Origin of the sequence: Psychroflexus torquis ATCC 700755, from assembly GCF_000153485.2 — a bacterium.
Classification (GTDB): domain Bacteria; phylum Bacteroidota; class Bacteroidia; order Flavobacteriales; family Flavobacteriaceae; genus Psychroflexus; species Psychroflexus torquis.
This window is the reverse complement of sequence record NC_018721.1, coordinates 896,626-909,242: the sequence shown is the minus strand read 5'-3', so window position 1 is coordinate 909,242 and position 12,617 is coordinate 896,626. Positions and strand designations below refer to the sequence as shown.

The window sequence follows — 12,617 nt, the reverse complement described above, 5'->3', positions numbered from 1 at the left end:
TTTAAGGGGTTTGAGATCCCTTTACCCAACAAAAAAGCCTCTACAATTTATGTAGAGGCTTTACTAATTAAAATATTTTACAATAAATTATTATTTCACAATTAATCGCTTTACAAATTGTCGGTCATCGACTGTTGTAAACTGAACAAAATAATTACCCGCATCGACTCCTGAAACATCAAGACCATTTGTTATTTGACTTGCTGAGAAGGTCTTAATGTCTCGACCCAGCATATCCATCAATTTAATTTTGGAAAGTATGATTTGCCCATCATTTTCGATAAACACTTTAGAATTTGAGGGGTTAGGATATATTAGAATATTAAATCCAATAGCTTCTGGGTTTGTTGTGGACAAGTTACACTCAGCACCCCAATTTGGGAAGAAGTCGTTTTGCAAATTAGGGTGAGCAAATCCAATTGGTTCATCTGGTATTCGATTTACACACCATCCAGATATATCTTGGTTAAATGATGATGCATCATAAAACATAAATTCCATATAAGTTACTTTGCCTACATCCCAATTATTCAGAGGTTGGTTAAATGACTCTGCATCAAAAAACATATATTCCATATTAGTAACTTTGCTTACATCCCAATTATTTAGGGGTTGGTTGAAAGTTGTTGCTTGAGAAAACATAAATTTCATATCAGTGACTTGGCTTACATCCCAAAAATTGAGGGGTTGATTAAAAGATGATGCATCGTTAAACATACTTCCCATATCAGTTACATTACTTACATCCCAATTATCCAGAGGTTGGTTAAAAGATGTTGCGCGACTAAACATTTCACCCATATCAGTGACTAGGCTTACATCCCAATTATCAAGAGGTTGATTAAATGAACTTGCAAATTCAAACATGGAATCCATATCAGTGACTTGGCTTACATCCCAAGAATTGAGGGGTTGGTTAAATAAAAATACATCAAAAAACATACTTCCCATATCAGTTACATTACTTACATCCCAATTATTAAGGGGTTGGTTAAATGATGATGCGCGATTAAACATAAGTTTCATATCCGTGACTTGGCTTACATCCCAAGAATTGAGGGGTTGATTAAAAGATGATGCATATGCAAACATAAATTTCATATCAGTTACTTGGCTTACATTCCAATTATCAAGAGGTTGGTTAAATGAAGTTGCTTCATAAAACATATATCTCATATCAGTAACTTTGCTTACATCCCAATTATTAAGGGGTTGGTTAAATGACCCTGCAAATAGAAACATAACTTTCATATCAGTGACTTGGCTTACATCCCAAGAATTGAGGGGTTGATTAAAAGATGATGCATCGTTAAACATACTTTTCATATCAGTTACATTACCTACATCCCAATTATCAAGGGGTTGGTTAAATGAAGTTGCTTCATAAAACATCCTAAACATGTTTGTAACTTGACTTACATTCCAATTATCTAGAGGTTGGTCAAAAGATGTTGCGCTATTAAACATCCATCTCATATTAGTGACTTGGCTCACATCCCAATTATTTAGGGGTTGGTTAAAATCAAATGCATTGCTGAACGTAGCTTGCATGTTTGTTATACCACTTGTACAGGTGAGAGTAATTTGAGAATCTTGATCATCATCATCAATCAATGCATCAAGTTGTTCCCGAGTCCGCTTGGTAAAAGTTTTGGTTACACCGTTAATGGTTAAGGTTCCTGTGTCTCCAAATTCAGCCTCTGGACATAGGCAGGTGACTTCATTGTCGGCAAGATAAAAGTCTGGGTTATTGTTTGCGCACTCAGCACCCCAATTTGGAAAAAAGTCGTTTTGCAAAGCAGAGTTAACAGCAAATTCAAATGGTTCAATTGGGATTTGCTCTACACACCATCCAGATAGATCTTGGTTAAATACCAGAGCGTCTCTAAACATAGAATCCATATTAGTAACATTACTTACATCCCAAGAATCAAGGGGTTGGTTAAATGAAGTTGCAATAGTAAACATATTTCTCATTTCCGTCACATTACCTACATCCCAATTACCAAGGGGTTGGTTAAATGAAGTTGCGCGATTAAACATAAATTCCATATCAGTTACCTGACTCACATCCCAAGAATTAAGAGATTGGTTAAAATTTAGTGCATTTGAAAAAGTTGACAACATATTAGTTACCTGGCTTACATTCCAATTATCCAAGGGTTGATTGAAGGAAGATGCGCCCTCAAACATAAAACCTATATTAGTGACTTGGCTTACATCCCAATTATTAAGGGGTTGGTTAAATGAAATTGAGCTTCTAAACATACTTCCCATATTCGTCACATTACTTACATCCCAATTATCTAGGGGTTGGTTAAATAAAAATGTTACAGAAAACATGAAATCCATATATGTAACATTACTTACATCCCAATTATTAAGAGGTTGGTTAAATGAAGTTGCATAATTAAACATTCGATACATATTAGTGACTTGACTCACGTCCCAATTATCCAGAGGCTGGTTAAATGAAGTTGCCTCTCTAAACATGGCATACATATTCGTCACTTTACTTACATCCCAAGAATTAAGCGGTTGGTTGAAATTGGAAGCGTCAAGAAACGTCCCAGACATATCGGTTATCTGGCTGACGTCCCAATTATTTATGTTTTGATTAAAATCAGTGGCCCTATAAAAAGTTCGTCTCATATTAATTACTTGGCTTACATCCCAAGAATTGAGCGGTTGGTTGAAATTGGAAGCGTCAAGAAACGTCTCAGACATATCGGTTATCTGGCTGACGTCCCAATTATTTATGTTTTGATTAAAATCAGTGGCCCTATAAAAAGTTCTATACATGCTGGTTACATTGGATAGATCTGGAGTTTGTGCTGTATTGATATTAAAATTAGCATTTCTAAAGCTTCCATTCATCATTCTCCATTCTTGATCACCCCAAGACTCTATACTACTAAGTTTTGGTGCGTTATCACAGACTGATGAATTCGTAGCAATTTCACAGGTTTTAAAATAAGGAAACACGCCAATAATACTTACGGTATAGGTGCCAGGACTAGCATAATTATGCGTTATATCTGCTGTCACGTTTTGGTCTATCTCCCCATCTCCCCAGTCTACCGCGAAATCATAATTAGGGCTTGCTGATTTTCTTATAATTATCATCTATTAAATTAAGCATCAGTGTTTTACGCATAAAAATACACGTTTTTTTCTTGCGTAATTGCATGGTTTTTCGTATCTTTTACTCATAAACCTATGCAGTTATGATAAAATATACGCCTTCTAATCAGTTAAGTTTATCCGATTTTTCACATCCCTTCGAACAAGAATTGTTATCTGATAATCGCTGGGTAAAATTATCACAACTCATCCCTTGGGATGCTTTGGCAAAGGTATATTCCAATAAACTCAATGCACGTAATGGTAGAGAGAGTATTGATGTCCGCGTGGTTATAGGTGCAATTATTGTAAAGCATAAGATAGGGCTAAACGATAGAGAGACCGTTGCGATGATTAGCGAAAACATCTACTTGCAATATTTCTGTGGATTAAAGTGTTTTCAAACCAAACCCCCTTTTCACCCCACTGTACTTGTAGCTATTCGTAAACGAATGGGGGCAGTAAATTTTGACTCTTGGAATACTCTAATCATTGAAAAAGCAGATAGCTTGAAGCCAAAAAGGGCAAGGAATATTCAAAAGAACACCGAGGAAGAGGCCCCTAATCAATGTGTCTCTGATAGTAAACACAAAGGCAAACTAAAGATTGATGCTAGTGTGGCTGATCAAAGAATAGTGTTCCCTACCGATGCTGGTCTGCTTAATACAGCACGCAAAGAAAGTGAGCGAATTATAGATTTGCTTTACGAGCAAACCCAAGGAGTTAATAAACCTCGAGATTACCGTCGAGTAGCAAGAACAGAATATCTTGTATTTTCTAAAAAACGCAGAAAGACAACCAAACAAATAAACAAGTTCATTCGAAAACAACTAGGATATACCAGGCGTAACCTATCTTATATGAAAAACTGTTAGACCAAATAGAAGATCAAAAAAGGAGGAACACTTGCCTTGGCATGTTACAGATCTTAGAACTGCTTATCCCTGTAAATTCCCTTTACCAAAACGGGACCAAAAGATTTACTGGGTGCTTCAACTCATCTATGAACAACAAAACTATATGTATCACGAAAAAGTTAATAGTGTAAAAAATAGAATAGTCAATATTTATCAACCTTACGTTCGCCCTATCCCAAGAGGAAAGGATAAAGTATCGACAGAATTTGGAGCAAAGATTAGTGCTAGTGAGATAGATGGAATGAGTAGAGTAGAACATATAAGTTGGGATCAATTTAATGAATCTAAAGATTTAGTATTACAAGTAGAATCCTACAGAATCACCTTTGGTCACTACCCAGAATTACTACTGGCAGACCAAATATACCTTAACAGAGAGAACAGAAAATGGCTCAAAGAAAAAGGGATTAGAATTGTAGGAAAACCATTAGGGAGACCGCCAAAACAAGAACTTTCTGCCTATCAAAAGCGAAAACTCAAAAAAGAGCGAAACCAAAGAAACCTAATAGAAGGAAAGTTTGGACAAGCAAAAAACGCATACGGACTTAGCAAAATAAAAGCTAAAAGGAAAGACACATCAGAAAGCTGGATTAGTGCCATTTTCTTCATAATGAACTTAATAAACTTATCAAAAATAGCAGATAAATATGCTATTTTTTGTGCCTTATTTGAAAATTGGATATACGCTAAGCTAAATCCCAAAATAAAAGGGTGTTTCTATAATACTGATGTCACTAAACCCTTTTTTATTCAAAATTACATACCTCTTGAACTAAAATAAGCTTGAGTAAATCAGCAAGCCCTAATTAAAGGCATTGAATGTATAAATAGCTACGCTTAAATCGTCCTGAACAGTCCAAGTCGTTACAAATGGTGTTGTAGACGGATTAAACACATCACCACACTGTCCAAGAATGTCACCAATTATGGTCCATCCCTTATTATCGATTAAATTAGAACGTGTTTGTTCATCGCAATAAGCAATATTAACTGCACTTAGGTATAAACCTACTAGGTTTTGATTATCAAAGCTTTGTAAAAGAGTATCGTAGTTGTCACTACTCATACCTGAATCACTTAAAAACCTACCTAAAGAAACAGCTTGATTAAAACTCCAGTCACTTAAATCCCTGTCAAAAGAAATTGAACCATTAAACATGCTTCCCATATTAGTCACATTACTTACCTCCCAATTATTAAGGGATTGATTGAATGAAGTTGATCCATTAAAAATTCTCCCCATATCCGTAACATTACTTACGTTCCAATTATTAAGGGGTTGATTGAATGAAGTTGAACCATTAAACATGCTTCCCATATTCGTAACATTACTTACATCCCAAGAATTGAGGGGTTGGTTAAATGAAGATGCACTATTAAACATAGCTCTCATAGTTGTAACATTACTTACATTCCAATTATCAAGGGGTTGGTTAAAAGAAGTTGTTTCATAAAACATATAACCCATATCTGTAACATTACTTACATCCCAATTATCGAGTGGTTGGTTAAAAGATGTTGCACCATGAAACATAAAATTCATTCTAAATACTTCATTCACCTCCCAATTATTAAGGGGTTGGTTAAATGAAGTTGCGCTAAAAAACATACCTTTCATAACAATTACTTGGCTTACTTCCCAATTATCGAGGGGTTGGTTAAATGACTCTGCACCTTGAAACATATTTTCCATACTATTAACATTCGATACATCCCAAGACCCAAGGGGTTGGTTAAAAGAAGTTGTTTCATAAAACATATTTCTCATATTATTAACATTCGATACATTCCAATTATCAAGCGGTTTGTTGAATGAAGTTGCTTGATAAAACATAGCTTCCATATCAGTCACTTGACTTACATCCCAACTATCAAGAGATTGATTAAAAGAGGACGTATTCTGAAACATCCTTCTCATATCTGTCACATTACTTACATCCCAATTATCTAGGGGTTGGTTAAATTTGATTGCTACTGCAAACATCTGTAGCATATTTATAACTTGACTCACATCCCAGCTATTTAAAGGTTGGTTAAATGAAGTTACCCCTGCAAACATATTCTCCATATTAGTTACATTCGAGACATCCCAAAATGATATATTTTGATTGAAATTATTTTTAACTCAAGTTTCGCACCTAATCAATTTCACTTAACACCTTGATGATTAAAGCTATGGGTATTTGTTAGAAACCCATAACTCTCAATATCCTCTATTATTTTGGATGTAATAAGTTCAATATCAATTGATTCTACTAGTTTTTCCAAATTGGTTAAAATTAAGTTGACAACTGCCAATATTCTGATATTCAGCTTATTTTCAATATAATCCTGTTTTAAATCTTTAAATAATCCGCCTATGGTTTCATAAGCCTCCATTCTGTACCTAATACTTGTAAGCAGATATTGGGTCATTGCAATTGTTATTTGTGCAATCTGGACATCAAAATTGGTAGACTGACACTTTCCAAGGCCAAAGAGCTGCTTGGCTTCTTTAAAAAAGACTTCAATTGACCATCGAATACTATATACTTCAATTGCTTTTACAAATTTGAGTGATGTATCGGTGGTTATTAAGGTGTGCCATTTGCCGTTCTTCCCACGTTTTGAGATAAAGAGAGCAACCTTGAGCCCATCAATTTCAGCTATGTAATGATGGTAGTAGTAATTGAATTTACGACAGCGCTTGGGCTTTGCTTTCTGTTTTTTAAGTTGTGCTAAAGTTTTGACCTTTGATCTGACTTCAATTTTACTATTGTATTTATACATTCCAATAATATGGGTCGAACTGCAAATACTTCGTAACTTTTTAAGTAATCCCACACTTGTAAACCAGGTATCTATTAAAATATAGTCTACAGGAATTTTACGCTTTACAACCCTGGAAAACATTTGCACTACTAGGTCTGTTTTCTTTTTATTGAGTTCCCTATACCTCTTTGCCGCAACTGTTTTACTACATCTTGGTGTCTTCTTTTGGGCCTTACGCTGCTTTGCGGTTAGACCATATTTTAATCTTGATGTTTTGCTCTCACGGTGCAGACTAAAATCAATGGGGATAAAAACACTTCCATTCCAATACCCAGCCACAAGTAGCTTGAAACCTAAATAGTAGGTCTTTGACACATGGTTGTAGATCTTTGAGACTCCTTCAATAGTCTTTCCTGTTTTTGAAAGATCAGTATCATCAAAGATCAAGCATCTTGTAGGGTCTGCTGAGGGGGTGAAGAGTTCATCTTTCAATAGATATTGCTTTACAAACTGGGCCAAAAAAGCTCTCCAATTAATTTTTTGATTTGCCAAGATTCGATAGTATGAATCTTTTCCACATTTATTAAGTTCTGGATCTTTGTCAGTTGTAAGTCCATAAATAGAATTAATTCCAATAAGGGGCAAAATCAAGAGCGTAGCGATCAAATCCTCAAATGAAAAACCCGCCTTTTTGCACCAACTGAATTGTTTTTTTATTCTATTGAAGCCTAAAATATTCAGATGTGCCCGTAAATAGTCTGAATTAAACCAAACCTTATTAAACTTCCCTTTTATTTCTTGAACTTTTGCAATATATTCGTGTTGTAGCATGTTTTGTACTTTGTGTTTAGTTACTTAAAGATACAGTAAAACCAGGGGTTTCCCTTGGTTTTCATGCTATTTTTTTCCAATTAAACCCTGTGAATAATGGGTGCGAAACTTGAGTTTTTAATAAAAAAAAGCTTTAGCATGTTAGTTATCCCACTTGTACAGGTGAGGGCAATTTGTGGATCTTGTACATCATTATCAATCAATATATCAAGTTGGTCACGAGACCGTTTTGTGAATATTTTGTCTTCACCGTCAATGGTTAAGGTTCCTGTGTCTTCAAAATCGGCCCCTGGACACATGCAAGTCACTCCATTGGAGGCTAAATAAAAGTCTGGGTTGTTTTGGGCGTAAAATGTAAGTGTAAAAAGAGATGAGGTAAGAAGTAATAGTTTTTTCATAATAAAGGATTTTGATTGGTATAATGATTTAAAAGTATAATTATAAGGTGACTTTTAGTCTTATGTATTCAATTTTTTTATTCTTATTAAGAGTTTATAGCCCCGATTATAAGTATTCCCTTAACAGTTTTTAATATTCAGTTTTAAGGGGTTTGAGATTATTTTACCCAACAAAAAGCCTCTACAATTTATGTAGAGGCTTTACTAATTAAAATATTTTACAATAAATTATTACTTCACAATTAATCGCTTTACAAATTGTCGGTCATCCACTGTTGTAAACTGAACAAAATAATTACCGACATCCACACCTGAAACATCAAGACCATGAGTTATTTGACTAGCTGAGAAGGTCTTAATGTCTCGACCCAGCATATCAATCAATTTAATTTTAGAAAGTATGATTTACCCATCATTTTCGATAAACACCTTCGAATTTGAGGGGTTGGGATATATTAGAATATTAAATCCAATAGCGTCTGGGTTTGTTGTGGATAAGTTACATGCAGCCCCCCAATTTGGGAAAAAGTCGTTTTGCAAAGCAGAGTTATCAGCAAATCCTTGAGGTTCAACTTGGATTTGCTCTATACACCACATTGAAATATCCTGGTTAAAAGATGAAGCGTCATTAAACATAAATCTCATATCAGTAACTCGGCTTACATCCCAATTATCAAGGGGTTGGTTAAATGACTCTGCACTCTCAAACATGCCTCTCATATCAGAAACATTACTTACATCCCAATTATTGAGGGGTTGATCAAAAGAAATAGCTTCAGAAAACATAAACTCCATATTAGAAACATTACTTACATCCCAAGAATCAAGGGGTTGGTCAAAAGATGTTGCACTATAAAACATGGCATTCATATCAATCACTTGACTCACATCCCAACTATTTAGGGGTTGGTTAAATGAAGTTGCTTCATTAAACATAGATGCCATATTATTCACATTACTTACATCCCAATCATTGATGGGTTGGTTAAATGAAGTTGCTTGATTAAACATAGCATACATAATAGTTACCCCACTTACATCCCAATTATTTAGAGGCTGATTAAGTGAAGTTGCACTAATAAACATACCTCCCATATCTGTAACCTTACTTACATCCCAATTATCAAGAGGTTGGTCAAATGTGCTTGCTCGATTAAACATCAAGTTCATATCAGTTACATTACTTACATCCCAATTATTAAGGGGTTGGTTAAATGACGATGCACTCTCAAACATAAATCTCATATTAGATACATTACTTACATTCCAATTATCCAGAGGTTGGTCGAATGAAGAGGCATCCTCAAACATGCCTCCCATATTAGTAACATTACTCACATCCCAAGAATTCAAGGGTTGGTTAAAAGAAGTAGCATCCCTAAACATATATACCATATCAGTGACTTGGCTTACATCCCAAGAATCAAGGGGTTGGTCAAAAGATGTTGCACTATAAAACATGGCATTCATATCAATCACTTGACTCACATCCCAACTATTTAGGGGTTGGTTAAATGAAGTTGCTTCATTAAACATAGATGCCATATTATTCACATTACTTACATCCCAATCATTGATGGGTTGGTCAAATGAACTTGCACCATTAAACATGGTAAACATGTTTGTAACTTGACTTACATCCCAAGACTCAAGTGGTTGGTTAAATGAAGTTGCTTGATTAAACATAGCATACATAGTAGTTACCCCACTTACATCCCAATTATTTAGAGGCTGATTAAGTGAAGTTGCACTAATAAACATACCTCCCATATCTGTAACCTTACTTACATCCCAATTATCAAGAGGTTGGTTAAAACTTGATGCGTCTCTAAAAGTTTCTTTTAAACTTGTTGTGAAAGTTAAATTTGGCGCTTGAAGCGTGTTAATTATCATATTATTTGCACTTCTGAAACTTCCTATCATGGCACGCCATTCTTGATCTCCCCAAGACTCTATACTACTAAGTTTTGGTGCGTTATCGCAGTCTGAAAAACCCGTAGCAATTTCACAGGATTTAAAATAAGGAAACACGCCGATAATATTTACGGTATAGGTGCCTGGAGTAGCATAATCATGAGTTATATCTGCTGTCACGTTTTGATCTATCTCCCCATCTCCCCAATCTACTGTAAAATCATAATCAAAGGCATTGGAGGTCAGGGCAAACGCATTAAACTTTCATTAGATTCAGCACTTTTATCAGATAGTGATTGTCCCATCCCGCTTGAAGTCTTCTGCTCTTCACCCCTGTTTTTAATGATTTTTCATTTTTCAATAAATTTAGTGCAATTTTATTGAGTATGGAGAAATTTTGAGTGGAGTTACCTGTTCTTTTTCTAGAAGCATCTTCTGAAAAAGCAACATCTAAAGTCCAGTGTAACTTATTTTCTATAGACCAATGAGAACGAATGGCTTTTTGAAAATCTTGGGAGCTAGCCTTTATACTTGAAATATAATATCGTATTGCGTGTTGTGCAGGCTTTTGTGAGTTTTTAAACTCACGTTTGCTTTCTATTTTTATAACACTTGTTAGGTTTTCCCAGTTATTGTTTTTTAAAATAAACTTAAAGTTGCTTATTACACTGCACGTCCTGGTTTCTATTCTGCCATGGTCTAATTCTTGGCTAAGGTTTGATTCCATAGTTTTTCCAAATCTAAATTCATCTTCAATATGCTCTAGTAACTGAGGTTGATTCTCTTTTACAGCCAAGATATAGTCTGCATTTTTTTTAACGATGGCCTTAGCTATTTTAGTTTGACATCCCATAGCATCAATAGTTACAATAGTATTTTCTATGGATAAGACTTTTAATAATTTTGGAATGGCAGTGATCTCATTTGACTTGTGGGAAACTTTCACTTGTCCTAAAACCAAATTATTGTCATTTGCCCAAGCACTAACCATGTGTACTGGGGATTTTTTACCGCCAGCTTTAGCACCTCTAATTGTTTTACCATCTATAGCAATGATTTCTCTGGGCTGTAGTTGTGCAAGAGCACTAACCCATTGTATAAAGCATTTTTCAAATTGATTACTGTCAATATTAGAAAAAACGCGATTAAATGTGTCGTGCGAGGGGATACCATTAGGCAAATCAAGGAAGCTACGAAGAAATTCTTCTTTTGAGTTGGCGTAGTTTTCCATTTCATTCCATGAATCTGCTCCACAAATCACTGAAATAATCCCGATGAGAAGGATGCTTTCTAAATCGTAAAGTTGCTTGTGAGAACGTCTAAAGTCGGGTATTTGACCAAATATGGTCTTTAGCTTTTGGGTAGTTTTCAAAATGTATAAAGTATTGGTTATCAATATAATATACAATATTTTAAACTAAAAAACAACAAATAATATGATGAATTTTAAGTGATTAACACTCATTTTTACCCAATTAACTTAAACTTTTTTTAATGCGTTCGCCCTGCATTGGAGGTATAAATAGCTGCGCTTAAATCGTCCTGAACAGTCCAAGTGGTCACAAACGGAATTGTAGACGGATTTAGAGTAGCTCCACACTGCCCAGGGAAATCACCTACAATAGTCCAATTCTTGCTATTGATTAAATTATTACGGGTTTGTTCATTACAATAAGCCACATTTTCTGCACTTAGGAATAAGCCTACTAGGTTTTGATTATCGAAGCTTTGTAAAAGAGTATCGTAGTTATCACTACTCATATGAGTATTATCCAAAAACTGATCTAAATAAACCTCTTGATAAAAACTCCAGTCACTTAAATCTCTATCAAAAGAAGTTGCATTAGCAAACATAGTATACATACTAAATACATTACTTACATCCCAATTATTAAGGGGTTGATTGAATGAAGTTGAACCATTAAACATGCTTCCCATATCCGTAACATTACTTACATCCCAATTATTAAGGGGTTGATTGAATGAAGTTGAACCATTAAACATGCTTCCCATATCTGTAACATTACTTACATCCCAATTATTAAGGGGTTGGTTAAATGTAGATGCGAAACCAAACATGGCATACATATTCGTCACATTACTTACATCCCAATTATCCAGAGGTTGGTCAAAATTGGATGCTCGACTGAAAGTATAAAACATAGTTGTGACATTACTGACATCCCATGAATTAAGGGGTTGATTAAAAGATGATGCAAAAAGAAAACATACTTCTCATATTAGTAACATTACTTACATCCCAATGCTCCAAATTTTGGTTAAAAGATGAGCTATTTCCATTAAACCCATTAAATAAATCACTCATGTTAGTTATACCACTTGTACAGGTGAGGGCAATTTGTGGATCTTGTACATCATTATTAATCAATGCGTAAAGTTGGTCACGAGACCGTTTTGTGAATATTTTGGTTTCACCGTCAATGGTTAAGGTTCCTGTGTCTCCAAAATCAGCCTCTGGACATAGGCAGGTTACTCCATTGGGGGCGAGATAAAAGTCTGAGTTGTTTTGGGCGTAAAATGTAAGTGTAAAAAGAAATGACGTTATAAGTAATAGTTTTTTCATGATAAAGGCTTTTGATTGGTAGCTGGATTCAAGTCATAAATCAAACTTTTGCGTTAAATAACAATTAAAACATCACTAGCATCCGAAAGTTTTTAGAAA

The 12,617-nt window shown here is 34.9% G+C and carries 8 protein-coding genes and 3 pseudogenes; 1 reads left to right on the top strand and 10 read right to left on the bottom strand.

Going from position 1 to position 12,617, the window contains the following annotated elements; genetic code table 11:
• Window positions 1–90: 90 nt before the first annotated feature.
• Entirely contained in the window at window positions 91–3,126 is a 3,036-nt protein-coding gene (locus P700755_RS18605) for a BspA family leucine-rich repeat surface protein (protein ID WP_015023449.1), read from the bottom strand.
• 101 nt (window positions 3,127–3,227) lie between these two features.
• Between P700755_RS18605 and P700755_RS19050 the strand changes: the two are divergent.
• Window positions 3,228–4,821 (top strand): annotated as a pseudogene (locus P700755_RS19050) (IS5 family transposase).
• A gap of 21 nt (window positions 4,822–4,842) precedes the next feature.
• Here the strand turns inward: P700755_RS19050 and P700755_RS03945 are convergent.
• From P700755_RS03945 to P700755_RS18595, 9 genes and pseudogenes are all read right to left on the bottom strand, one after another.
• Window positions 4,843–6,147, bottom strand: a pseudogene (locus tag P700755_RS03945) (BspA family leucine-rich repeat surface protein); the annotation flags it as partial.
• 41 nt (window positions 6,148–6,188) lie between these two features.
• Window positions 6,189–7,622, bottom strand: coding sequence for an IS4-like element ISPto3 family transposase (locus P700755_RS03940; protein ID WP_015022725.1), 1,434 nt, complete (start codon window positions 7,620–7,622; stop codon window positions 6,189–6,191).
• A gap of 80 nt (window positions 7,623–7,702) precedes the next feature.
• The gene (locus P700755_RS03935) at window positions 7,703–8,020 is read right to left on the bottom strand and encodes a hypothetical protein (RefSeq protein ID WP_041758135.1); all 318 of its coding nucleotides are present in this window, start codon (window positions 8,018–8,020) and stop codon (window positions 7,703–7,705) included.
• 231 nt (window positions 8,021–8,251) lie between these two features.
• Window positions 8,252–8,404 (bottom strand): T9SS type A sorting domain-containing protein, encoded by a 153-nt coding sequence (locus P700755_RS19045; protein WP_169314460.1) that lies wholly within the window; start codon window positions 8,402–8,404, stop codon window positions 8,252–8,254.
• 21 nt (window positions 8,405–8,425) lie between these two features.
• Window positions 8,426–10,114, bottom strand: coding sequence for a BspA family leucine-rich repeat surface protein (locus tag P700755_RS03930; protein WP_051007927.1), 1,689 nt, complete (start codon window positions 10,112–10,114; stop codon window positions 8,426–8,428).
• Window positions 10,115–10,190: 76 nt separating this feature from the next.
• Window positions 10,191–11,306 carry an ISAs1-like element ISPto5 family transposase gene (locus P700755_RS03925; RefSeq protein WP_083858537.1) on the bottom strand — a complete coding sequence of 372 codons (1,116 nt, stop codon included), beginning with the start codon at window positions 11,304–11,306 and terminating at the stop codon, window positions 10,191–10,193.
• 119 nt (window positions 11,307–11,425) lie between these two features.
• A complete protein-coding gene (locus P700755_RS18600; protein WP_281015248.1) occupies window positions 11,426–12,013 on the bottom strand; it encodes a BspA family leucine-rich repeat surface protein in 588 nt (195 codons plus the stop codon).
• Window positions 11,990–12,127 (bottom strand): annotated as a pseudogene (locus tag P700755_RS20550) (BspA family leucine-rich repeat surface protein); the annotation flags it as partial. The pseudogene P700755_RS20550 and the gene P700755_RS18600, both read right to left, overlap by 24 nt.
• A 10-nt stretch (window positions 12,128–12,137) precedes the next feature.
• On the bottom strand, window positions 12,138–12,518 hold the full coding sequence (locus tag P700755_RS18595) for a BspA family leucine-rich repeat surface protein (protein ID WP_051007925.1): 381 nt from the start codon (window positions 12,516–12,518) through the stop codon (window positions 12,138–12,140).
• Between the last annotated feature and the right edge of the window lie 99 nt (window positions 12,519–12,617).

Coding starts and splice junctions, on each gene's coding strand:
- P700755_RS03940 (WP_015022725.1), bottom strand. CDS start 7,622: ATGCTACAACACGAATATATTGCAAAAGTTCAAGAAATAAAAGGGAAG.
- P700755_RS18600 (WP_281015248.1), bottom strand. CDS start 12,013: ATGTTTGGTTTCGCATCTACATTTAACCAACCCCTTAATAATTGGGAT.
- P700755_RS18595 (WP_051007925.1), bottom strand. CDS start 12,518: ATGAAAAAACTATTACTTATAACGTCATTTCTTTTTACACTTACATTT.
- P700755_RS03935 (WP_041758135.1), bottom strand. CDS start 8,020: ATGAAAAAACTATTACTTCTTACCTCATCTCTTTTTACACTTACATTT.
- P700755_RS18605 (WP_015023449.1), bottom strand. CDS start 3,126: ATGATAATTATAAGAAAATCAGCAAGCCCTAATTATGATTTCGCGGTA.